Here is a 22,384-nt window from a genome sequence, read left to right on the forward strand (position 1 = left end):
TGCTGCGCTATTTGTCGGAAGAGTCTACGAAGGGAGATTCCCTTGCTCGAATTTGCTTGCCTGCGGAGGTTCAAGGTGCTACACAGTCTGCCCACTCGCTGCCAAATCGATCGTGCGGCTGCGCGGTTGACGGGGCGGTCGTCTGAGCGGTTCACCACTTAACCAGGAGATTCTATGAATAGGGCCCCCTTTCAATTGGTTGACAGGCGAGGCACGAAGGCCCGACTGTCTGCGGTGAGCGATCACCACCAATGAAAGGGGCAGCGTATGGTGTACGTCGGATTGGATGTCAGTGGCAAGAGCCTGGTGGTCTATGCGGTCAATGAACGGAAACAGCGCGTGTTCGCGGGGGAGCAGCCGGCCTCCCGGGCGGGACTGCGCGCGCTGCTGCGACAGGTGGGCCTCGGGGCCAAACTGGTCGCCTTCAAGGCGGGCAATCAGATGAAGTGGATCGCGGAGACCTTGCAGACGCTGCCGGAGGTCCAGGTGCATGTGGGGCATCCGAACGAGGTGAAGTGGATCACCGAGAGTCGGGGCAAGACGGATCGGGTGGATGCGAAGAAGCTGGCGGAGCTGGCCCGAGCGGGGATGTTGCCGCGAGCCGTGCATGTGGTAGAGGGGCCTGTCCGGGAGCTGCGCGAGTTGGTGAGTGCGCGGCAGCAACTGCAGAGCAAGCGCATCGCGCTGATCAACACGATCCGGGGCGATGTGTACCAAGAAGGGTATCGGCTCCCAGAGAAGTTCTTTGCTGGCACGACCTGGCAGGCGAAGCTGGCGCGGCTGCCGGTGAGTGCGCCGCTGAAGCTGATCATGCAGACGTTCATGGCGAGCATCGAGGCGTTGAGTGCGGCGGAGCGGCAGCTCACGGCTCGGCTCGAGGCGATCGAGGATCCGCGCTGTCCCCTGCTGGAGAGCATCCCGGCCATTGGGCCACTGTCGGCCCGGGTGTTGGTGAGCGCATTGGACGAGGCCCAGCGGTTTGAGGATAGCAAGGCCGTGGCGAACTATGGGGCGCTGGCCCCGACCATCTATCAGAGTGGGGCAGTCCGGCCATGAGGACGGATCAATCGGGATGGCCGGGGCGAGGTGCGACGCGTGCTCCTGCAGTGCGCGCATACGGTGGCGCGGATGAAGAGCCACGGGGCCAAGCCCTTGCAACGATTCTTCGCCCGCATCGCCCGCCGACGAGGGAAGAAGATCGCGGTCGTGGCCTTAGCGCGGAAGCTGCTGACCACGGCCTACGGCGTGCTGAAGTCCGGCGAGCGCGATGATCCGCGCAGGCTCGAGCCCGCGACCGCGTAGCATGCGAGAGACCGTCGGATCAGGTTGGCGCACCCTGATGGACAAGCAAGGACAGTGAGCCCGCATGTGCCTTGAGGCACGCACCTCGTTCTGGAGATTGGGCGGCTGTCTTTGAACCGGAAGGTTGGGCGACCCGAGCCCGCATGGGAGGTTAACGGTCCATCATATTATTAGTCAGGGCCTTGTGTTCCCTGTTGACAGAGGCCCTATTCATGGGAGGCGGGCATGAAGAGGCTGATCGTGGGCGTGTCGGCGGGGTTGGTGCTGGTCGGGTCGGTGGCCTTTGCGCAGAACGAGACGCCGGGGATCGACCGGCGGCAGGCCAATCAGGAGCAGCGGATCGATCAAGGCGTCGCCAGCGGGCAACTGACCGAGCGGGAAGCAGCCAGGCTGGAACGGCAGCAGAGTCGCATCAAACGGATGGAGGACCGGGCCAAGTCCGACGGGGTCGTGACCAAAAAGGAGCGAGCCAGGATCAACGCCGCGCAGGACCGCGCCTCCCGCGACATCTTTCGCGAGAAGCACGATCGTCAAGGCGCCCGGCATCGCTAAATTCAGAATTCAGAATAATCCCCGCTCCCATCGGCGCCTGTGATGTTGGCGCAGAGGCGCCGAAAGGCTTCACATGCTTCCCGCGTCGCTTCCTGTCTCCTGCCGATACTGTTAGAATCCCCACGTGGATGTCATTACCACCCATCTTAACGCCGACTTCGACGGCCTGGCCTCCATGGTCGCCGCGCGTAAGCTCTATCCCGGTGCGGCACTGGTTCTGCCCGGCGGCGCGCAGGAAACGGTCCGCAGTTTCCTCGCGGTGCATGACCTCGGCGTAACCCGCCTGAAAGATCTCGATCTCGCTCAGGTCACGAGACTGATCCTGGTCGATACGCAGGACCCGGAGCGGATCGGTCCGTTGAAGGATCTCTGTGCGAAGTCGGAGATCGAAGTGCATTGCTACGACCATCACGAAGCCCGAGCCGACGAGGCATCGGACATGGGCAAGGCGTTCCAGGCCCGGGTCGGGCTGCGGGTCGTAGAGCCGGTCGGCGCGACGACGACCCTCCTGATCGAGCAACTCCAAGCCCGCCATCTTCCGCTCACCCCGTTCGAGGCGACCGTGCTGGCGTTGGGCTTGTATGAAGAGACCGGCTCGCTGATGTTCATCTCCACGACACCGCGCGATCTGGACGCGGCGGCCTCTGTCTTGCGGGCCGGCGCGGACCTGAACGTGGTGTCGGACACGCTGCGGCGCCCGTTGGACCCGGACGAGGTCGCGCTGCTCAACGATCTGTTGCGGTCGAGCGAAACGTATTATCTGGAAGGCCGCAAGGTCCTCGTCGCGTCCAGCGCCTACGACCGGTACCGGGGCGATCTGGCCGGACTGGTGCACAAGCTGGCGGAGTTGGAGGGATTGGACGCGGTGGTGGCGGCGTTCGCGATGGAGGACAAGGTGCAGGTGATCGGACGCAGCCGCCGTCCGGAGATCGACGTGAGTTGGATCGCCCGGGAATTCGGCGGCGGCGGGCACGCGGTCGCGGCCGCGGCGAGCGTCAAAGGGAAGACCTTGGTCGAGGTGAGGGAGCGGATCGTCCAGTTGCTCACCGAACGGTATCGCCCCACCCTGTTGGCAAAAGACGTGATGACCAAGCCGGTCCAGTCGATCGGCATGGACGCCACGATCGCCGAAACCGAGACGCGCCTGACCAAGTACGGCGTCAATGTGCTGCCCGTGCTGGACGGGAAGGAACGCTATCGGGGGCTGATCAGCCGCGAGATCGTGCAGAAAGCGCTGTTCCACGGATTGGCGGATGCGCCGGTCGAACAGTTCATGCAACCCGACGCCTATACCGCCGCGCCGGACACGCCGTTCCACGAGATTCAGACCCGCATGATCGAGCAGAACCAACGGTTCGTGCCGATCCTCTCCGGTGGCAAGGTGGTCGGGGTGATCACCAGAACCGATCTGCTGCGCGCGCTGCATGAGGACATCCTCGCCGGCGCCCGACCCAAAGCCAAGGATGCGGAGACGGCCGGTCCCGGGGCGACGCTCCGGCGAAACGTCGCCGGGATGTTGGAAGCCAAGCTGCCCTCCCGCCTGGTGGCGTTACTCAAGCAAGCGGGAGAACTCGCCGATCGGTTGGATGTGTCGGCCTACGTGGTAGGCGGGTTCGTCCGGGACCTGTTACTCGGCATCGAAAACCTGGACGTGGACCTGGTCATCGAAGGCGACGGCATTGCGTTCGCTCGCGCGCTGGCGCGGGAGAATAGCGGAAGGGTCAAGGCCCATGAGCGATTCGGCACCGCCGTGGTGATCTGGCCGGACGGATTCAAAGTCGACGTCGCAACGGCCCGCACGGAATATTACGAGTACCCGACGGCCTTGCCCACGGTAGAGCGGAGCTCGATCAAAAAGGACCTCTATCGGCGGGACTTCACGATCAACACGCTGGCGATCCGGCTCAATTCCCGTTCGTTCGGCCAGTTAATCGACTTCTACGGCGGCCAACGGGACCTCAAAGAGAAGACGATCCGGGTCCTGCATGGCTTGAGTTTCGTCGAGGATCCGACGCGCGTCTTCCGCGCGATCCGCTTCGAGGTGCGGTTCGGGTTTCATATCGGCAAGGAGACGCTGGCGCTCATCAAGGGCGCGGTGAAGATGGACCTCTTTCACCGGCTCTCCGGCCATCGGCTGCTCGACGAACTCAAGCTCTTGTTTTCCGAGCGGGAGCCGCGCCGCGCGGTGAGCCGGATGGCCGAATTGGATCTGCTGCGCTTCATTCACCCCAAGCTTTCCTGGTCACCGCGGCTGGATGAATTGCTCGCCGGCGTGGAGGAAGCGCTCGATTGGTACCGCCTGCTCTACCTGGATCGACCGATGCACTCCTGGCTGGTGTGTATGATGGCGCTTCTGGACGTGCTGCCGGGTCGCGCGGTCTCGGATCTGCTCAAACGTTTCCCGTTCACGGAGCAGGAAGCCGAGAAACTCAAGGCGGCGCGGTTCGCCTTGCGCGGGTTGCTGAGACGGTTGGCGAAGCAGCCGCCTCCGCGCCCGGCCGAGACCATGCGCTTGCTGACGGGGCTCGCCGACGAAACGCTGATTTTCATCATGGCCAAGGACAAGTCGGAATCGGTGAAGCGTCAGGTCTCCGCCTATCTCACGACGTACCGACACGTGAAACCGTCGCTCACCGGCCGCGATCTCCAGGCGATGGGCCTGAAACCCGGCCCGCTCTACCGGAAAATTCTCGATGCGCTGCTGGACGCCCGCCTGAACGGCGAAGTCAACACGGAGGCGGAAGAGCGGGAACTGGCGAAACGGCTGGCCGGTTGCTCGTGAAGCGTGAACCGAAACGTTTGCGGTGGAGAGTGTTCTTTTGAAGCGCGAATGACGATAGGCTACAACGAGGCCAGCCGCCGATCCTGTTCCATCTTGCCAAACAGGTCGTTCAACGCAGCGTGCATGGCCCGGTTTACCGGCCGTTTGTCGTCGTCTTTGCCGCCTCGCGCCACTTCGCCGACCGCTTTGCCGAACCCGCTATAGCTCTTCAGGAGACGGCCGTTCCGCGGATCTTTGAAAAAGGCGTCGACTCGGGCGGCGTAGATGTAGTTGAAGTCGAAGGCTTGGCTGGGATCGATGTAAATGGTACCCCATAGCTCCAGGTCGAGGTCCGCCGTGCCCTCCTTGACAACCCGGCGGAACGTCTGTCGGGCAGCCACGTACTGGAGGATTGCCGTTTCCCACTGCTCCCGAGGCGAAACCAACGAATCGACCGGACTGAGGACATGGTTCTGCAACCCGGGATCGGCGATCATTGTCGCGCCTGGCTCGACGATGAATGCGCCCAGGGGTCCGAGTTTGAGTTTGACCGAATAGGGGAGTTGGTGGGGAGTCGCCACGACGGGAGCGGGATCGAACGGAATCGTCGCGCAGCCGCCGAGCGGGCCGATCAGCAACGGCGCCAGAAGAAGGGGGAGGGTCACGTTGAAACGCGGGATTCGAGCCGCCATGTTCATCCTCCTCGCCGGTGTCGAGGTTGTTCTTGTCATTACCTTACACACCTGCGGAGGCCGGCTTCAAGATAGGCGTCGGTGCGGGCGGTGCGGGCGGTGAATCATTCATTCTTTTTCTTTATGGTCTGGCTTGTCCTTCTCGTTAGGCCGGGACGAAGACGCTGACACTTCGCCGGGGTGAAGCAGCGTGATGGCCGCCTGGCTCTCGTGGTCCGGCTGAATCAGAGCGTACAACGGATAGAGTTGGGGAATCTCCTGCGGTGGAATCGCCAGCAACGCCGGAAAACCGATCAACGGCGAGACCACCTGGATCGTCTCGAAGCGGAGACGAAGGGCCATCAGGACATCGCGGACGCGACCTTCGATCAGGGGTTCGGGAACCTGTTGCGAGGCGGTAATGGCCACCTGCCACAGCGTCCGGGTAAGCGCGACAGGATAGGAGAACCCGAGCCGCCGCGCAATCGGCGTCACATCGATCAAAGCGCCGGATTTCAACGCTTCTTCTCTGGTCAACTGAGTGGCGGGAGGCGGCTCATGATACGGCGTGGCTGCGCCTGGCGACGGCTGGGAAAGAGGCGCAGACGGAGATTCGTGCGGCTTCGGACGCACCGCATGGCGCCGACCCTCTGCAGCGGCGCGCTCGATCCGCTCGATTTCGTCCAACTCGGCTGGCCGCGGCAGCACCTTGAGCAGGCCCTCATAGACGGCGCGGGCTGAGGCGGACCAGCGAGGGTTGAATGGTCGGCCGCTGAACGCCGCCTCGGCCGCCGCTCGTTCGTCGGGCGTCAGCAGCCGTTCTGTCGGGCGCTCCTGCATGTCGGCCAGATAGCGCAGGAGCCGAGGAAGTCAAGGTCCCTTGCCTCAGGTCCGGTCCCCAACCGGAGGGAGTAGCCGATTCAGATCGGCACGCCGGATACGGGCGATCGCCTGCGCATCGGCGGCCTCTACCGGAGAGAACCCGATCGTATCACCGGGGATGAGCTGCGCGGCCAAGGGCAGGTCGGCCGAGATGACGACAGCGATCTGCGGATAGCCGCCGGTCGTCTGGCAGTCGACCATCAGGAGGATGGGCTGCTGATTCGGCAGCACCTGGATCGCCCCGGGCGCCGTCGCGTCGGACACCATCTCTGGCAGACCAGAGTGGGGAAGCGCTGGGCCAGCCAGTCGGTAGCCCATGCGGTCCGACTCGGGCGAGACGGTGTAACGCCGGCTGCTCAGCGTTTCGAGGGCTCGGGTGGTGAACGCGTCCTGCTGAGGGCCGAAGAGGACGCGGACAGTGGGAGCGGTGCTGTAGGGCGGACGCATGGAGTCGGGAATCGAGCGGCCGGCGAGATCGCGCCAACCGGCCGACGGCTCTCCCCAGGTCAACACGTCGCCCTTCGCCAGTGCGCGTCCTTCCACTCCGCCGGTCCGGCTGCGGAGATGGGTGGAGCGGCTACCGAGCACCAACGGGATGTCGAGACCGCCGGCTATGGCGAGATAGGCCCTCGCGCCGGTCCGGCGCTGGCCGAAGGTCAGGACATTCCCGGCCCGCACGGCGACGGCGGTCCAAAGAGGCAAAACCGCACCGTCCATTACTGGCGACAGGTCCGCTCCGGTGACGGCGATCAGCGCGTCGGTTTCGAAACGCAGCTCGGGGCCCAGGATCGTAATTTCCAGGCCGGCGGCGTGATCGGGATTGCCGACGAGCCGGTTGGCGACCCGGAGTGCAAGGTGATCCATCGCACCGGCAACGGGCATACCGTAGCGTCTGAAACCGTAGCGACCCAGGTCCTGCACCGTCGTCAGGAGACCGGGTCGAATGACGCGCAAGGCGGCCCGTTCAGGCATGGACATCGGTCAGGCGGGCTATGCAGATGCCGGCGTCGGTGAGCGCGTTTCGGACCGCGCGGGCCAGCCGGTCCGCGCCGGGCGTATCTCCATGCAGGCAAAGGGTGTCGGCGCGCAGGCGAACTGGAGGACCGTCCAGACTCGGCACGGTGCCGTCCCGCGCGAGGCTCACCGCGCGGGCGACGACCGTCGCTTCGTCGTGGATGAGCGCTCCGGGTCGATCCCGCGGCACGAGCGAGCCGTCCGCCCAGTAGGCGCGATCGATGAAGGCCTCTTCCGCTGTGGCGAGGCCGGCCGCTTGGCCGGCGGCGATCAACTGCGAGCCGGCGAGTCCCACCAGGATTAGGCGCCGGTCGGCCGCCGCGACCGCCCGAGCGACGGCATCGGCCAACCGGCGATCGCGGGCCGCCATCGTATAGAGCGCGCCATGCGGCTTCACATGCACCAGACGCGCGCCTGCCAACGCGCAGATGCCCGCCAGCGCGCCGATCTGGTAGGCGATCAAATTTTCCACGTCGGCCTCGGTGAGGGTGCGCTCGCGGCGCCCCTGTCCGTCCCGATCGCGCAGGCCGGGATGGGCGCCGATCGCGACCTCATGGGCCAGCGCCAGGTGCACGGTTCGCCGCATGAGGTCCGGATCGCCGGCGTGAACGCCGCAGGCGATATTCACCGAGGTGACGTGCGCCAACACACGGGCCTCAACGTCCCATCGAGCCGGCTCGGCCGCTTCACCCAGATCGCAGTTCAGATCGATCGTTCTTGTCAACGGTTCAATTCCTCCTTCAGCCGCTCGAACTCTCGTTGATCGATGGGGACGAACCGGACCCGATCGCCCGGTTCCAACAGGAAGGGATTGGTCCGCGCCGGGTTGTACAGTGTCAGCGGCGTCCGCCCGATCACCCGCCAGCCGCCCGGGCTGTCCTGCGGATAGATGCCAGTCTGCCGGCCTGCGATGCCGACCGATCCGGCCGGGACGCGGATACGAGGTTCGGGCAGACGCGGCGCAGCGATCGCCTCAGGGACCGGACCGAGGTAAGGAAAGCCGGGACTGAACCCCAACATGTACACGCGGTACTCGATGGAAGCATGCAGGGCGATCACTTGTTCGACCGAAAGGCCGGCTCGCTCCGCCAACGCGGGCAGGTCTGGTCCCGCCTCGCCGCCGTAGAAGACCGGGATCGTGACGGTGCGCCGCCCGCCGGCCGGCTCTGTCGGGAGGTCGCTAGTGAGAACTCTCAGCGCCTTCCGGAGCGATGCGAGGTCCGTTTCCACCGGATCAATATAGACCGCAGTCGACCGGTAAGTCGGCACGACTTCGACGACGCCGGGAAGACGCGCGCGCTCGACGGCCCGGGCGAAACTCACCACCCGGTCGTTGACAGTGGGGTCAATGGAGTCGCCGAACTCGACGAGAAGTCCAACGTCTCCCAGCGGCAGAATGCGCGGATCGTGCGGCATCGCGCTCACTCCGGCAATGGTTTCCCCCTGGTTTCCGGCGCCAATGGCAGCACCAGCAGACCCACCAGATAGATCAGCGCCACGGTGCTCGCGGCTTTGCCGAAGGTCCCCATGGCGGTCACCAGAAAACCGGTGAGGAACGGCGCGACCGAAGCCAACACGCGACCGGCGTTGAAACAAAACCCCGCGCCCGTCGCCCGCAGGCGGGTCGGGTAGAGTTCGGGAAGATAAATAGGAAAGCCGGTGAAGATGCCATTGTTGAAGAATCCGAGGACTGGCAGTAGGGCCAAGACGTGGGGGTACGCGTGTGGCGTGAGGAACGCCACCGGTAACATCAACAGGCTGCCGGCGCACATCAGCGCAAAGACCGGGCGGCGTCCGAACCGCTCGGCCAGCGGGCCGAAGCTCAGATATCCTCCCAAGGCTCCGACATTCAGCGCCATGATGGCGTAACTGACGTATTTGGCGAGCGCCGCGTGATCCAGCCCCTGCATATCGGGCAAGGTTCGGATCAGGGTGGGAGTCCAATTGGTGGCGCCCCAGAGGCCGAACACCGCGACAAACGCCAGGACGGATCCGACCAGCGTGGATCTCCGCAGGTGGGGATGAAAGAGTTCCGGCAACTTGATCGTCGAGACCGTCCCCGAGCGTCGCTCCAGCGTGCGTGCTTGTACCCACCGGTCCGGCTCCTTGACCCAAAGAAAGATCGCGATGCTGACGAATGCCGGGAGAACGCCGACCACGAAGAGCGCCCGCCAACCGTACTCACCCAGCCACAGATTGAACGCGGCAGCCAGGAAGAAGCCCACCGCCCAGGCGGATTGAAGGATGCCGGCCGCCTTGGCGCGTTTGTCCTCCGGCCATGATTCCGCGACGATCGCCGCGCCCGCCGCCCACTCGCCGCCAATGCCGAGTGCGGTCAGGAACCGGTAGAGCGCCAGGTGCCACCACTCCTGCGACAGCGCCGCCGCGCCGGTGAAGAGCGCATAGATGAGGATCGTCGCGATGAGCGTTTTCGTCCGGCCGACGAAGTCGGCGACGATCCCGAACAACACGCCGCCGATCGCCCAGCCGATCAGGAAAATTGAAAAGATGATGCCGCCGTACCAGCCAATCTGTTCCGCATCGACCGTGCCAGCCGGCGATCGGAGCAATTCTTCGAGCGCCGGATGGAGGACGATGGCGTAGATCGTGGCGTCCATCGAGTCGAACACCCATCCGAGCCAGGCCACGAACAGCACAAGCCATTGGTAGCGGCTCACTCCTTCTCGCCACGCTGTCGCGGTCATTCCATCTTCCTTGCGCATGCCGGCGAGCGGCGAATAGCGAACAGTGGACAGCCGCAAATCCGCGCGCTCCTACGTTCTTGTCCGCATGGCTTTCGACTGCCGGCTACCGGCTATAAGCCGAGTCGACGCCGGGAGTCAAGGCGAGAATCGGCGCCAAGGGGCTCGATTGCCGCTGCGAGCGGGTGTTATAGTCTCCGCGCTGTCATGCCGCGCATCGATTACTACAGAGTCCTAGGCGTCCCGCGCGAGGCCTCCGACGAGGACATCAAAAAAGCGTACCGCCGACTCGTCTTCCAGCATCATCCGGACCGGAATCCCGGAAAGGCCGACGCCGAAGCGAAGATCCGAGAGATCAACGAGGCCTATGAAGTCATCGGCGATCCGGAGAGCCGCCGGACCTACGATCGGCTCCGTTGGGGTGCGGAGCCGCGTGAGGAGGCCGTCGATCCGTCGGTCCTCCGCGAAGAGATGGAAAACAAACTGTTCGAGGAGGGGCGCAAGGAACTGTTCGCCGTCCTCATCAAGGATATCCGACGGATCAAGACCGAACTGGCGCTCATCCGCGAACGCACGGTGGCGGCACAGGGGTACGACACGTTCCGCGAGGATCTCGTGGCAGATCGGGCGGCGGAAATCATGGAGGAGTTTCTGAGTCCGGAAATGGAGACCCGCAAGAAGCGATTGGTGGATGTCGCGGTGCAGATGATGGCGACGCAGGGCGTGATCCAGAAAGGCGACGAAGGACAGGTCAGGGAGCTGCAGGGACGCTTTGAAGACATGATCCGCCGAGGTAGGGTGAGCGGCTTCACCGCCGCGCTGGAATTGTTCTACCAGCGGCGATGACGCTGCAATGTGGGTTGAGGAATGTCCAGGATTGTGCGCGTGCCGTTCCTCATTCGTCATCTCTCATTTTCGCAGTTGTCGTTTACTTGGAGAGCGGCCCCGAAACAAACTGCCCCGCTTGCATAACCCCCGCGATCTTCTCCTTGTCGCGGAGTAGGGCGATGCGTTTCAAAGGATCGCCAGCGACGACGACCAGGTCGGCCAACTTGCCGGCCTCGATCGTTCCGACCGCGTCGTCGATTCCCAGAAGTCGAGCCGCCCAGGCGGTTGCAGCCTGCAGCGCTTCCATTGGACTCATGCCGAGCGCAACCATTCGTTCCAGTTCCTGCGCATTGTCGCCGTGGTCATTGAACGGTGTTCCGGCATCGGTGCCCAGGGCGATGGGAATCCCGCCGCGATGGGCCCGCTTGAACGCGGCCTCATGGCGCGCGCGCATCGTCTTTGCTTTGGTAACCGCGTGTTCCGGCACGCCGCAGGCCGAGCCGTGCTCCGCGGTCGTGGCCAGCGCCGACAGTGTGGGCACCATGAACACGTCGCGTTCTTTCATCAGCGAGGCGGCTTCCTCGTCCATCAGCGTCGCGTGCTCGATCGAATGAACGCCGGCCCGAACGGCGTTCTTGATCCCGCTCGCCCCGTGCGCGTGCGCCGCGACGCGCCGCCCGGCTCTTGCGGCTTCTGCAACGGCCGCGCTCAGCTCTTCCGGAGTGAACTGCGCTGACTCGGGCGACGTGCCCGGCGTGAGCACCCCGCCTGACGCGATGACCTTGATGACGTCGGCCCCGGCAGCCAATTGCTCGCGCACCGCCGCCATGACGGCGATCGGTCCATCGGCTTCGCGGCCGATGAACCGCGCATGGCCGCCGGTCATACAGATGGCGAGTCCGGCGGCCAGGATACGAGGTCCCGGCGTCAAGCCCGACTCGATGGCGCGTTTCAATGAGAACACGGAGTGATCGCGAAACCCGAGATCGCGGACGGTCGTGAAGCCGGCCTCCAACGTCCGGCGGGCAAACTGCGCGGCCTTGAGCACGGTCAAAGCCGACGCGTCCCGGGCGATCGTCGCCACGACATCCGGTTCGCCGCCGAGGCACAGGTGCACGTGACAGTCGATTAAGCCGGGCATGACGGTCCACCCCCGCCCGTCGATCACCCGCGCCCCGCGGGGGGTGCTGATGTCTCGGTTGTCGCCGACCGCTGCGATGCGGTCGCCGCGCACGACGAGGGTCGCTCGCTCGCGGGACCGGCCGAGCCCGTCGATCAGCCGCACATTTCGCAGGACCAGCACCACGGCGCTCACTCACCGATCGGGATCGTGATCACGATCCCGCCCATGACGTCGTTCAGCTTGTAGTCGCGACGTGGGCTGTTGGGGTGGGTGTTGTGACAGGTGACGCAGGTTTGGGAGACCGCCCGGTCCGCGTACACTCCTTGGAAGTAGCGGGCGTTGCTGATCCTGACGAATCCCATGAACGGCTTGTCCGGCTCTTTCATCACGGCTTCCAGGCCCCGGCGTTCGAAGTCGCTGGTGGGGCCGTTCCAGACGTAAATAGGGGTCAAGCTGGCCAGCCGATAACTGAGCTTGTGCCCTTTTTCGGACACCAAGCGACCAGACTCCATCAAGAATTGGGCGGGCAAGGGAAGACCCTTCTCATCCTTCCAATGTTCCACCGCTTCCACAACGCCCTGCTCCTGCAGCTTCTCCACGACGTTCTTCGTGTAATTCGTCCGGTTGGCTTCGATAACGGCGTGAAGGTACTCGATGACCTTCTCCGGCGGGACCATGTCGGGTTTTCTGGCTTCCGCGACGACCAGGGCGATCGTCCAATAGGTCACGACGGCGACGAACGCGAACGCGGCGCCGGCGAGAATCCATGCAGCGGGCCGACTCATGCTTCGATCCTCCTTGGTGATGAGGGAGAAGATGCGCTGTACACGCGAGAGGCCGCCTGCACCGCCACTCCCGGTTGCGAAAGCCGGCCGGAGCGCGCGACGATCTCCTCCAACGCGTTGAGCAGCGTCTCTACATGACAGCGCGTGGACGATTCACCCATCAGGCCGATGCGCCAGACCGCGCCCTTGAGCGGGCCGAGGCCGCCGCCAATCTCGATGCCGTATTCGCGCAGGAGCGCCGCCCGCGCCGCGGCATCGTCGAGGTGCGGCGGGAGCGTGACGCAGTTCAAGGTGGGCAGGCGCCGGCCTTCCGCCGCCAGCGGGGTCAGCGAGAGTTCGGCGAGGCCGGCCAAAAGCGCCGCGCTGTTCACCCGGTGCCGTTCGAATCGCGCCGACAGCCCTTCTTCTTCAACCAGGCGTAACGCTTCCCGCAAGGCGTAGAGCATCGAGATTGGCGCCGTGTGGTGATACGCTCTTGTGTTTTCGGCCCAGTACTCCGCCACCAATGCCAAGTCCAGGTACCAACTCCGGCACGGCGTCCGCCGCCGGCGGATCGCGTTGAGCGCCCGTTCACTCGCCGTCAGCGGGGCTAAGCCGGGCGGACAACTCAGACACTTCTGCGTGCCGCTGTAACACAGGTCGATGTTCCAGGCGTCGACCTCAAGGGGAACGCCGCCCAGTGACGTCACGGCATCGACGATGAACAACGCATCGTACTCGCGGCAGAGCCGCCCGATCTCTTCGAGCGGTTGCCAAACGCCGGTGGACGTTTCGGCGTGGACGAGCGCGACGGCTTTCACCGGTTCCGATCGGGCGAGTGCGGCGCGGACATCCTCGGGCTCGATGATGCGTCCCCACGGCGTCTCGATCCGAAGCGCCTTGCCGCCGGCTCGTTCCACCATCGTCGCCATGCGCGCGCCGAAGACGCCGTTGACTCCGACGACGACCGTCTCTCCCGGCTCGACCAGGTTGACGAACGCGGCCTCCATGCCGGCCGAACCCGTGCCGGAAACGGCGATCGTGAAGGGATTCGCGGTGCGGAACACGTGCCGGAGGAGACGCTGGACATCGTTCATGAGCGCCAGGAACGCCGGATCCAAATGGCCCAGCAGCGGCGCCGACATGGCGCGCAGCACGCGCGGATGGACCATACTCGGGCCAGGTCCCAGAAGCAACCGCGGCGGCGGCACAAACTCGCCGATGGGTTCAGAAGTCATGACCTGGACGTTCCCGAAAGGCCAAGCGGACGATCTCTCCAGCAGACGGTCCCCGCTCTCTTCCTCGAGATTTACGCAAGGAAGATGCAGTATAGCCAACTCCTGATCGATCCGCCAAGAGCGGGCTGTGCGCCGACAGTAAAACGAGGAGGCCGGCGATGGCGTTCGCCACCGCGGACGCGCCTTGCGTTTTCTGGCTCTCAGAGCGCATGGTATACTGCCCCGCATGCGAGACAACTGTGCGTTCTGATTCTTCCCTTACCGACACGTTCACTTCCGTCACAGGCGACTCGCCCACGGCCCCTCTTCCCTACGACCCTCGTTTCTCGCGCGTGGTGACGGTCCTTTCGGCGATCGTGCTGTGCGCGTCGATCGGCCTGTTCGCGTGGTTCATGCTCTCGCTGCCCCGCTTGGACCGGGTAGCTTCGCCTGAGCGCGCGCTTCATCTGATGGTGAGTCGGATGATGGACGTCGAGGAAGCCCTGCGTCGGGCTCCGGAGTGGGAGCGCGTTTTTTACGAAATCGCCGTCGGTAGCGACGCCAATGAGCGCGACCAGGCAATCGCCTGGTATGAAGAGCTTTCGTCTTACTCTGAGGACCCGGCAGTCCATCTGAACTTGGCTGTCCTGGAGGCGGAATCAGGCCGGCTCTCCGAGGTGATGAACAAGGCTGGTAGTTGGATGGACGCGGAGGCGCCTTTCCCCCTGTTCGCTCGGCTGTTACGGGGGGCGTATCAGGGCGAGCGGATCAGCATCGAGGAGGAACAAGGACTGCAAGCGGAATTGGCGGAACTGCTTCCCGCCGGATGGTTCTACGATCGGTTGGCAATCAGGCTGGCGAGGCAGGCCGGCGATCATGCCCTGCTCGCGTCGGTGGAGGCGGCCTCGACGGAGCGGGCGGAGGCGCTGTTGTGGCGCTCGCGTGCGCTGGCGGCCACGGAGTTGGCCGTCATGCTGGTTGGCGGCACGGTGTTGGTGTCGGCTTGGCTTCGTCGGTGTCGGACAGATGTGCTGCGGGTGGGGCCGGCTTCGTTGCCGCCGCGGTGGCCGGGCGGGGTGGGTGCGGCGGTCTTGTTGCGCGGCGGCGCGATCGGCGCGGTGCTGACGGTCGCCTTTCTGTTCGCCGCGATCGATTACTCTTCGCTTCGGGTGTTGGCCATCCCGCTGACGAATCTTCCGTTGCTGCTGCTGGCCCGCCGGCACTTGCTGAAACCGGCCGGACTTGGGTTCGCCGAAGGTTTCGGCTTGAAACCTGCCCGACGGGACCTGCCTCGGTTCGCAACAGTCGTTCCGGCCATTATGGCAGCGGGGTTGCTAGGTGAATGGGTGTTGGGCAAGGTGATCGAATCGCTCAGCCTCTCCAGTCACTGGACAGAGTGGTTCGACGCCGACTTGGTCTGGGCCCCTCCGTCGGTCATGAGCATCAGCTTGCTAGAATATGTGATCTTCGCGCCCGTTTTCGAGGAGCTCGCCTTTCGCGGCCTGCTCTTCGCGATCTTGCGGCGGCGGTACGGATGGGAACGGTCGGCCCTTATCAGCGCGGGCATTTTCGCCGTCGCGCACGGCTACGGTCTGGTCGGATTTCTGAGCGTATTTTGGAGCGGCGTGGTGTGGGCCTGGGCCTATGAAAGGACCGGCAGTCTGCTGCCCGGGATGATCGCCCATGCGGCCAACAACCTTTTCGTCTGTCTGAGCGTCATCGCGTTGCTGCGCTTCTAGGTTCTGCTCCTCTTCTCCGACCTCGGGCCTGTTTTCAGCCCGGCAGCTAGAAGTCATTGTACTGGCAGCCGTTTTTGTCCGATCACCCGCCACCTCTTTACAGTTCGTGAACCGTGATTATCTTGCAGTTGCCATGACCTAGTATGGGAGGAGGTGCTCTATGGATTTCCTTTCAACCTTGGACAAGGCCATGTCGATCTTCAATACCAATTGGATGGAAGGTTTGATGTGGCTCTTGCTTATTATGGCGTTTGGGGCTTTTGTCCGCAGCACGTGGGAGCGGTTCTTCGGCAAGGCGGGGGAGGCTGAAGCGGGTGGTCATGTTAAGAAGGCTGCCTAAGAACAAGAATCTTGCCGGAAGGCTGTTGGCGTTTCCTTTCGCTTTCGTCGGCGCGGGGGTGTGGCTGCTGATCGCGGTGGCGGTGGTGGCCGCTCCCTCCGCTCCGTATTTCATCACGATCGACGGAGGGGCGCCGTACTTCCTCCCAAAAGCGGCGACAGTGTCTGCGCACGCGCCGGTCAAATGGTATAACACGACCGGCACCTATCACACGATCACCCACGAGAGTTGCGAGGCAGGCGGGCCTTGTCTTTTCGATTCCGGCGTTGTTCCGCCGGACGGCAGCTATGAGCTCCCCGGGTTGCCGCCCGGGCATTATGGATACTACTGCAAGCTGCATCCGATCATGCGCGGGGTCCTGACGGTCAGCGAATCGGGCCCTCCGTCTTCAGCGTCCTGATCTGACATTCAACGTTGGTGCAAACCGGGCTGGACGGCTCAGGTGGAGCGCCGTGCGCTTCGCATGGTAACATCTGGGCGCATGCCGCTCTCCCGCTTCCATCCCGTTATTGCCGACTGGTTCCGGACGCGATTCGGCGAGCCGACGGACGTGCAGGTGCGTAGTTGGCCGGCGATCGCCTCCGGGTCAAACGTCCTGATCGCCGCGCCAACCGGATCGGGCAAAACGCTCGCCGCCTTTCTCTCCTGCATTGATGCGCTCTTCAAGCAAGCCCTCGCCTGTGAGTTGGACGACCGCACCCAGGTGCTGTATGTCTCGCCGCTCAAAGCGCTGAGCAATGACGTCCAAAAAAATCTGCAGCAGCCTTTGACGGAGATCGGGCAGGCCGCCCTGGCGGCGGGTTTGCTCATGCCGGGGATCCGTGTGCTGGTCCGGACCGGCGATACGCCGGCTTTGGACCGCCAGCGGATGCTCCGCCGTCCGCCCCACATTTTGATCACGACACCGGAGTCGCTGTATCTGTTGCTGACCGCCGAAAAGAGTCGGCTCATGCTGCGCGACGTGCGGACGGTGATCGTCGATGAAATTCACGCCCTCGCGCCGAACAAGCGCGGTGCCCATCTGGCCCTGTCGCTTGAGCGGCTCGAGGCCCTGACCGCTTCGCCGCCTGTCCGCATCGGGCTATCCGCGACTCAGCGCCCGATCGAGACCGTGGCGAGGTTTCTGGTGGGGGCGAGAGCCGCGTCCCTCGTGAAGCGTGAAGTGTCTCTCGGACCAGAGGGTACGAACGACGAGCGACGAACGACGAGCGACGTGATCGTCGTCGACGTCGGGCACCGGCGCGACATGGATGTGGCGGTCGAGGTCCCCAAGGATGAGTTGGGCGCCGTGGCCACCAACGCGATCTGGCGCGATGTCTACGATCGGGTGGCCGAACTAGTGCAGCAGCACCGGTCTACCCTGGTCTTCGTGAACACACGACGGCTGGCCGAGCGGGTGGCTCACCACTTGGAAGAGCGCTTGCAGCATCTGGGCGCGCAGGTGGTGGCGGCGCATCACGGCAGTTTGTCTCGACAGATCCGGCTGTCCGCCGAGGAACGGCTGAAAACAGGGCGGACTCGCGTGGTGGTGGCGACCGCGTCGCTCGAACTGGGGATCGACGTGGGCACCGTCGATCTGGTCTGTCAGATCGGCTCGCCCCGCGCCATCGCGACGGCCTTGCAGCGGATCGGTCGGTCCGGACACTGGATCAACGCCGTCCCGAAAGGCCGGCTGTTCGCCACGACCCGGGATGAGCTGATCGAATGCGCCTCCCTGGTGCGGGCGATCCGGAGCGGCGCGCTGGATCGCCTCGACGTGCCGACCGCGCCGCTGGATATTCTGGCGCAGCAGATTGTGGCGGCCGCCGCGACCCAGGAATGGCGCGAGGATGAGCTGTTCGCCCTGTGCCGGCGAGCGTATCCGTACCGCGAGCTGGACCGCCGGGACTTTGACGCGGTGCTGAGGATGTTGTCCGATGGAATCCCGACTGATCGTGGCCGCGGCCGTGCCTATCTGTATCACGACCGGATCAACCGGCGCATCAAAGCGCGGCGAGGCGCGCGCTTGGCGGCGATCACGTCGGGAGGCGCCATCCCGGACACGGCCAATTACACGGTGATCGCCGAGCCGGACGGAACGGTGGTCGGTTCGGTCGATGAGGACTTCGCGGTGGAAAGCCTCGCCGGGGACATCATTCTGCTGGGGAATGTTTCCTGGCGCATTCGCAGCGTGGAGATGGGCAAGATGCGGGTGGAGGATGCGCACGGCGCCCCGCCGACTATTCCGTTCTGGCGAGGCGAAGCTCCGTCGCGCACCGTGGAGCTGTCGGCCGAAGTCGCGGTGCTGCGGCAAGCGATCGCGGAGCTGCTGGATGCGTCGGCGATCGGCGATTCGGATTCGGCGCTGCGCTGTCAGCTCTCGGCTGTCCGCTGGCTGCGGGAAGAGTGCGGTCTCGACCGCCGTGGCGCGGAACAGGCGGTCGCCTATATCCTCGCCGGCCGGCAAATTCTCGGCGCGGTGCCGACTCAGAAGACCGTTATCGCCGAGCGGTTTTTCGACGAGGGCGGCGGGATGCAATTGGTCATTCATGCGCCGTTCGGCGGGCGGCTGAACCGCGCCTGGGGCTTGGCGCTGCGCAAGCGGTTCTGCGTGACCTTCGATTTTGAGCTCCAGGCCGCCGCGACGGACGAGGGCATTGTGATCTCGCTGGGCGAACAGCACAGTTTTCCGCTGGAGAGCGTCTTCGGCTTTGTGCGATCGGAATCCGTGCGCGAGGTGCTCACACAGGCGATGCTCGCGGCGCCCATGTTCGCCAGCCGGTGGCGCTGGAACACCACCCGCGCGCTGGCGCTGCCCCGGTTCGCCGGCGGCAAACGCGTGCCGCCGCAGATCCAGCGGATGCGCGCGGAAGATTTGTTGGCCGCCGTGTTTCCGGCCGCGCTGGCCTGCCAGGACAATATGCGGGACCCGCATGCCCCGAGGGACCTGCCCGATCATCCCTTGGTCAAGGAAACCATCCGGGACTGTCTTACCGAGGCGATGGACACCGACGGGCTCATCGCGGTCCTGCAGCGGATCGAGCGGGGCGAGATTCGCTGCGTCGCGGTGGACACGCCGGTGCCGTCGCCCTTCTGTCACGAGATCCTGAACGCCAATCCCTACGCCTACCTGGATGATGCGCCGTTAGAAGAGCGGCGTGCCCGCGCGGTCGAAATGCGCCGGACCTTGCCGCCGGAACTGGCGGGGAATGTGGGCGCGTTAGATCCTGCGGCCATTGCCGAGGTGGTCGAGGAAGCCTGGCCCGTCGTCCGCGACGCCGACGAGCTGCACGATGCGCTGCTGACGCTGATCTGGGTGCCTGAACCGATTGCGCCCGCATGGGCGCATGATCTGCCGGCGCTTGTTGAAACAGGTCGCGCCGTTTCCTTTTTCCCTCGCTCCTCACCCCTCGCCTCTCATGAGGTAAGGGGGTGGGTGGCAACCGAGCATCGTGCAGCGGTCGAACGGGCGTTCGGCGGCGATGACGCGGCGCTGGACGCCATCGTATTGGGGTGGATGGAAAGCATCGGCCCGACGACGGCGCCGGAATTGGCGACACGGCTGCATGTCTCCTCCGATTGGATTCAGGGTTCGCTTCTTCGGCTGGAAGCCACCGGTCAAATCCTCCGCGGCCAGTTCCGGCCAATTTCACATTCCCCATTCCCCATTTCACATTCCGGCGCCGCCGCGCCGGTCGAGTGGTGCCATCGCCGCCTTCTGGCCCGCATCCATCGGCTCACGGTCGGGCGGCTCAGGAAAGAGATCGAACCGGTGACCGCCGCCGAATTCATGCGATTCCTGTTGCAATGGCAGCATGTGGCGCCGGGCTCTCGCCAACATGGGGAACCGGGCTTGTTGAAGGTCATCGAGCAACTGGCCGGGTTCGAAGCGGCCGCGTCGGCCTGGGAATCGCAGATTCTGCGGGTCCGGATGGCCAAGTATGAAGCGGAACTGTTGGACCGACTCTGTCTCAGCGGAGCCGTGAGTTGGGGGCGACTCTCGCCGCATCCTCGTTTGGCCGATGGAGGGGAAACGGAGCCCAGCCGACGCGGGCAGCGCATCGTTCCCACCAGTGTGGCCCCGATCAGCCTGTTCCCGCGCGACGAAGCGGCCTGGCTTCTGGCGGCGTTCGGCGAGGAACGCCGCCGGCCGGACGACACCTCGGGCCTCAGCGCGGTGGCACAGGATCTCTACACGCACCTGCGGAAGCGCGGCGCAAGTTTCTTCGCCGATCTGGTCCGGGGTACCGGGCATTTGCCTTCGGAGGTCGAAGACGGCCTGTGGGAGTTGGTCGCGGCTGGACTGGCGACGGGGGATGGATTCGACAACCTGCGGGCCCTCCTGGACCCGCGTCGCCGGCGGGCGGAAGGGCGCGAGCGGACTCGTCGTCCGCGCCACGCGGCGGGACGGTGGTCGTTGCTGCGGACAGGGGCTGGCTCCAGCGAAGCTGGTGCCTGTCCCGTTCCCGTGGACAGTCCCAGCACCCGTTGTCTAGGAAAGAGCGACGGGTGCCAAGAAGTGGGACAGTCCCCGGCCGAACGGGTCGCCCGCCAGTTGCTCCATCGTTATGGCATCGTCTTTCGTGACCTGCTTGGGCGGGAATCGCTTAGCCTCCCGTGGCGGGATTTGGTGGTCCAGTATCGGCGGCTCGAATTGCGGGGCGAAGTGCGCGGCGGGCGGTTTGTCAGCGGGTTTACCGGCGAACAATTCGCCTTGCCGGAAGCGGTGGAGTCGCTGCGCGCGTTACGGAAGAGCGGCGACAGCGGCGCGGCCGGTCAGGAGATCAAGCTATCCGCCGCCGATCCGTTGAACCTGGTCGGCATCATCCTGCCGGGGCCGCGCGTGCCGGCCCAGCCGTCCAACTTCGTCGTGTTCCGAGACGGCATGGTTGTCACGGCTGGTGCGGCTCCGGCAGTGGTCTCTATCAACGCGGCCCGGTCATTGAGCCGCTGACCGCGCCGCCCATCCTTGTTTCAAAGCCGCCAACATTGCCGTAGGATTTGTCTGATCTGTGCCTGCGAGGATCGGGTAGCGTTCCTGAACGAAGGCCAGGAACTCCGTCTGCCGGTCGGGAGGCACGTTCATCAAGCTGCCGAGCGACGAGAGGTATTCTCCGCCGCCTCGCGCCATATCCTGTTTCAGGTTCTCAGCGTTCATCCAGGCAAACGCGTCGACTTTCAGGTCCTCCCGCACCAGCCCGTCCTCCGTGAACCAGGTCTTGCCGGACGTGGAGGATAGGAAATTTGTAATTCCGTCCGATGTCGTATCCAGAGTCGCCTTCAGGGTGCAGGCCGGCAGGGAAATGGTCAGGGTTCCAAGCGCAATCGGGAGCAGCAGAGCGCGGGTGAGTGTACGCATCGTGGTTCCTCCTCCCTTCAGAGTTGTTTGGAGCGCTACGCGTCCCGCCCAGAGTAAGGCGTATGGGAGGGCGAATCAAGTCCGCCGGAACTCCCGGACCAGGTACGCCGCGATGTACTGCGGCACGCCTCCCGTAAGGACCTTGACCCGCGGCGGTCCACGGTGCCCTGCTCCCCGGGATTCAGGCTTCGGCCTTCTCCGGTGACTTTAGAAAAAGACCCGCTGAGCGAGGATCTTCTTCATCTTCTTTTGGACGCACTTGTCCTTGGGAACTTCTCCATGCGACAACAACTGAGGAATCGCGTTGACCGGGTCCCGATACTTCCGCTTGCACGTGCCGGTCTTTTCCGTGTTCTGCTTTTTCTGATTGCTTTCCCCCGCGCGGCTCTCGATCTTGCCGGAGAGCAGCCGATCGAACGGAATGAAATGATCCCCGGCGAAGGGCGGGTTTTGCTGCCAGCGATTGAAAAAATATTCGACATTGTCGGGAACCGGCTTGGTGACATTCTTCCGCAATCCTCCTTTCCCCACGCCATCCAGGATGCCGACAAAGGCGATCTTCCTGTCGTTGATTCGTTTGGCCACCTGCAGCACGGCGTCCCCGCCGTAGCTATGACCGATCAGGACGATCGGGATGGACGGGTTCTTGGCGTCGATCCTCTTGATGACGTCCTGCATTTGTTTGACGAAGGTCTCGTCGGTGGGCGGAGAAGGCGTGACCTTCCAGGCGAAGTCGTCCGGGTCCGCCGCCGGCACGCCGGGGTTCCCTTTCCGGTCGATCTCGTTCCAGTTCGAGATGTGGACATAGGCCCCTTGCTCGCGCAGGAACTTTTGGAATTTCTCGCCGGGGATGCAGCAGCCGGTGAACCCGTTGACCAGAAACACAAACGCGGTGTACTTGCCGGCATGGTCAATGGCTGTATCCAGCGCCTGATCGGCAGAAGCTGGAAGTGCGGGTAACAGCAGAAGACAGGCTAAGATATACACTGTCATTTGATTTTTTAAAGGACGATCCATGGAGGGCCTCTTAAGTTCAGCGTCGGGTTTTCCGTCATTGTCAAGCTGTCAAAGCTGTGTCTTCTTCGCTTCCGCCGTGGGAGCTCTTCCTGGCGAGCAAAAGGTGTCGCTTCAGAGCGCCTTGCAGGGCGTCT

19 protein-coding genes and 1 pseudogene are annotated in these 22,384 nt (G+C 64.3%); 9 read left to right on the forward strand and 11 right to left on the reverse strand.

What is annotated here, in order from left to right; genetic code table 11:
* Positions 1-267: 267 nt before the first annotated feature.
* The 4 genes from ACWHTU_RS05965 to ACWHTU_RS05980 all read left to right on the forward strand — a co-directional run bounded on the left by ACWHTU_RS05965 (position 268) and on the right by ACWHTU_RS05980 (position 4,636).
* Positions 268-1,056: an IS110 family transposase gene (locus ACWHTU_RS05965; protein ID WP_447860556.1), complete on the forward strand. Its 789-nt coding sequence runs from the start codon at positions 268-270 to the stop codon at positions 1,054-1,056.
* Positions 1,057-1,095: 39 nt separating this feature from the next.
* A complete protein-coding gene (locus ACWHTU_RS05970) occupies positions 1,096-1,302 on the forward strand; it encodes a hypothetical protein (protein ID WP_447860278.1) in 207 nt (68 codons plus the stop codon).
* A 225-nt stretch (positions 1,303-1,527) separates the two neighbouring features.
* Entirely contained in the window at positions 1,528-1,854 is a 327-nt protein-coding gene (locus ACWHTU_RS05975) for a hypothetical protein (protein WP_447862417.1), read from the forward strand.
* A 124-nt stretch (positions 1,855-1,978) separates the two neighbouring features.
* On the forward strand, positions 1,979-4,636 hold the full coding sequence (locus tag ACWHTU_RS05980) for a CBS domain-containing protein (RefSeq protein ID WP_447862418.1): 2,658 nt from the start codon (positions 1,979-1,981) through the stop codon (positions 4,634-4,636).
* 59 nt (positions 4,637-4,695) lie between these two features.
* Here ACWHTU_RS05980 and ACWHTU_RS05985 read toward each other — a convergent pair whose 3' ends face one another.
* The 6 genes from ACWHTU_RS05985 to ACWHTU_RS06010 form a co-directional block, all read right to left on the reverse strand.
* Positions 4,696-5,307 carry a hypothetical protein gene (locus ACWHTU_RS05985; RefSeq protein WP_447862420.1) on the reverse strand — a complete coding sequence of 204 codons (612 nt, stop codon included), beginning with the start codon at positions 5,305-5,307 and terminating at the stop codon, positions 4,696-4,698.
* A gap of 108 nt (positions 5,308-5,415) precedes the next feature.
* Positions 5,416-6,126, reverse strand: a complete 711-nt coding sequence (locus tag ACWHTU_RS05990; protein WP_447862421.1) for a hypothetical protein — start codon at positions 6,124-6,126, stop codon at positions 5,416-5,418.
* A 45-nt stretch (positions 6,127-6,171) separates the two neighbouring features.
* Complete coding sequence (locus ACWHTU_RS05995; protein ID WP_447862423.1) at positions 6,172-7,140, reverse strand: 5-oxoprolinase subunit C family protein; 969 nt, start codon at positions 7,138-7,140, stop codon at positions 6,172-6,174.
* Positions 7,133-7,906, reverse strand: a complete 774-nt coding sequence (locus ACWHTU_RS06000) for a LamB/YcsF family protein (protein WP_447862425.1) — start codon at positions 7,904-7,906, stop codon at positions 7,133-7,135. Before ACWHTU_RS06000 ends, ACWHTU_RS05995 begins: the two co-directional genes overlap by 8 nt.
* Complete coding sequence (pxpB, locus tag ACWHTU_RS06005) at positions 7,903-8,598, reverse strand: 5-oxoprolinase subunit PxpB (protein ID WP_447862427.1); 696 nt, start codon at positions 8,596-8,598, stop codon at positions 7,903-7,905. Before pxpB ends, ACWHTU_RS06000 begins: the two co-directional genes overlap by 4 nt.
* Before the next feature lie 5 nt (positions 8,599-8,603).
* The gene (locus ACWHTU_RS06010) at positions 8,604-9,887 is read right to left on the reverse strand and encodes an MFS transporter (RefSeq protein WP_447862429.1); all 1,284 of its coding nucleotides are present in this window, start codon (positions 9,885-9,887) and stop codon (positions 8,604-8,606) included.
* Between the two features lie 204 nt (positions 9,888-10,091).
* On the opposite strand from ACWHTU_RS06010, the pseudogene ACWHTU_RS06015 reads away from it, so the two are divergent.
* Positions 10,092-10,295 (forward strand): annotated as a pseudogene (locus ACWHTU_RS06015) (DnaJ domain-containing protein); the annotation flags it as partial.
* 517 nt (positions 10,296-10,812) lie between these two features.
* Here the strand turns inward: ACWHTU_RS06015 and ACWHTU_RS06020 are convergent.
* From ACWHTU_RS06020 to ACWHTU_RS06030, 3 genes are read right to left on the reverse strand one after another with little or no spacing between them, the layout of a single operon-like run.
* Positions 10,813-12,027, reverse strand: a complete 1,215-nt coding sequence (locus tag ACWHTU_RS06020; RefSeq protein WP_447862431.1) for an amidohydrolase family protein — start codon at positions 12,025-12,027, stop codon at positions 10,813-10,815.
* The gene (locus tag ACWHTU_RS06025) at positions 12,024-12,620 is read right to left on the reverse strand and encodes a Tll0287-like domain-containing protein (protein ID WP_447862433.1); all 597 of its coding nucleotides are present in this window, start codon (positions 12,618-12,620) and stop codon (positions 12,024-12,026) included. Before ACWHTU_RS06025 ends, ACWHTU_RS06020 begins: the two co-directional genes overlap by 4 nt.
* Entirely contained in the window at positions 12,617-13,837 is a 1,221-nt protein-coding gene (locus ACWHTU_RS06030; protein ID WP_447862434.1) for a pyridoxal-phosphate-dependent aminotransferase family protein, read from the reverse strand. The genes ACWHTU_RS06025 and ACWHTU_RS06030 overlap by 4 nt, the downstream gene beginning before the upstream one ends.
* Positions 13,838-14,076: 239 nt before the next feature.
* On the opposite strand from ACWHTU_RS06030, the gene ACWHTU_RS06035 reads away from it, so the two are divergent.
* From ACWHTU_RS06035 to ACWHTU_RS06050, 4 genes are all read left to right on the forward strand, one after another.
* Entirely contained in the window at positions 14,077-15,555 is a 1,479-nt protein-coding gene (locus ACWHTU_RS06035) for a CPBP family intramembrane glutamic endopeptidase (protein ID WP_447862436.1), read from the forward strand.
* Positions 15,556-15,715: 160 nt separating this feature from the next.
* On the forward strand, positions 15,716-15,895 hold the full coding sequence (locus ACWHTU_RS06040) for a hypothetical protein (protein ID WP_447862438.1): 180 nt from the start codon (positions 15,716-15,718) through the stop codon (positions 15,893-15,895).
* A gap of 25 nt (positions 15,896-15,920) precedes the next feature.
* Positions 15,921-16,295 (forward strand): cupredoxin domain-containing protein, encoded by a 375-nt coding sequence (locus tag ACWHTU_RS06045; protein ID WP_447862440.1) that lies wholly within the window; start codon positions 15,921-15,923, stop codon positions 16,293-16,295.
* 81 nt (positions 16,296-16,376) lie between these two features.
* On the forward strand, positions 16,377-20,828 hold the full coding sequence (locus tag ACWHTU_RS06050; RefSeq protein ID WP_447862442.1) for a DEAD/DEAH box helicase: 4,452 nt from the start codon (positions 16,377-16,379) through the stop codon (positions 20,826-20,828).
* Here the strand turns inward: ACWHTU_RS06050 and ACWHTU_RS06055 are convergent.
* Both ACWHTU_RS06055 and ACWHTU_RS06060 read right to left on the reverse strand, forming a co-directional pair.
* The gene (locus ACWHTU_RS06055; protein WP_447862444.1) at positions 20,814-21,233 is read right to left on the reverse strand and encodes a DUF3015 family protein; all 420 of its coding nucleotides are present in this window, start codon (positions 21,231-21,233) and stop codon (positions 20,814-20,816) included. The two genes, ACWHTU_RS06050 and ACWHTU_RS06055, sit on opposite strands and share 15 nt — an antisense overlap.
* Positions 21,234-21,440: 207 nt before the next feature.
* Complete coding sequence (locus ACWHTU_RS06060) at positions 21,441-22,250, reverse strand: hypothetical protein (protein ID WP_447862446.1); 810 nt, start codon at positions 22,248-22,250, stop codon at positions 21,441-21,443.
* Positions 22,251-22,384: the final 134 nt, after the last annotated feature.

This window comes from Nitrospira calida (assembly GCF_976986435.1).

Bases quoted from the DNA above. Each gene is read 5' to 3' on its own strand.
- ACWHTU_RS06050 (WP_447862442.1), top strand. From the start codon at position 16,377: ATGCCGCTCTCCCGCTTCCATCCCGTTATTGCCGACTGGTTCCGGACG.
- ACWHTU_RS05990 (WP_447862421.1), bottom strand. From the start codon at position 6,126: ATGCAGGAGCGCCCGACAGAACGGCTGCTGACGCCCGACGAACGAGCG.
- ACWHTU_RS05965 (WP_447860556.1), top strand. From the start codon at position 268: ATGGTGTACGTCGGATTGGATGTCAGTGGCAAGAGCCTGGTGGTCTAT.
- ACWHTU_RS05985 (WP_447862420.1), bottom strand. From the start codon at position 5,307: ATGGCGGCTCGAATCCCGCGTTTCAACGTGACCCTCCCCCTTCTTCTG.
- ACWHTU_RS06060 (WP_447862446.1), bottom strand. From the start codon at position 22,250: ATGGATCGTCCTTTAAAAAATCAAATGACAGTGTATATCTTAGCCTGT.
- ACWHTU_RS06055 (WP_447862444.1), bottom strand. From the start codon at position 21,233: ATGCGTACACTCACCCGCGCTCTGCTGCTCCCGATTGCGCTTGGAACC.
- ACWHTU_RS06010 (WP_447862429.1), bottom strand. From the start codon at position 9,887: ATGACCGCGACAGCGTGGCGAGAAGGAGTGAGCCGCTACCAATGGCTT.
- pxpB (WP_447862427.1), bottom strand. From the start codon at position 8,598: ATGCCGCACGATCCGCGCATTCTGCCGCTGGGAGACGTTGGACTTCTC.
- ACWHTU_RS06030 (WP_447862434.1), bottom strand. From the start codon at position 13,837: ATGACTTCTGAACCCATCGGCGAGTTTGTGCCGCCGCCGCGGTTGCTT.
- ACWHTU_RS06025 (WP_447862433.1), bottom strand. From the start codon at position 12,620: ATGAGTCGGCCCGCTGCATGGATTCTCGCCGGCGCCGCGTTCGCGTTC.
- ACWHTU_RS05975 (WP_447862417.1), top strand. From the start codon at position 1,528: ATGAAGAGGCTGATCGTGGGCGTGTCGGCGGGGTTGGTGCTGGTCGGG.
- ACWHTU_RS06040 (WP_447862438.1), top strand. From the start codon at position 15,716: ATGGATTTCCTTTCAACCTTGGACAAGGCCATGTCGATCTTCAATACC.
- ACWHTU_RS05995 (WP_447862423.1), bottom strand. From the start codon at position 7,140: ATGCCTGAACGGGCCGCCTTGCGCGTCATTCGACCCGGTCTCCTGACG.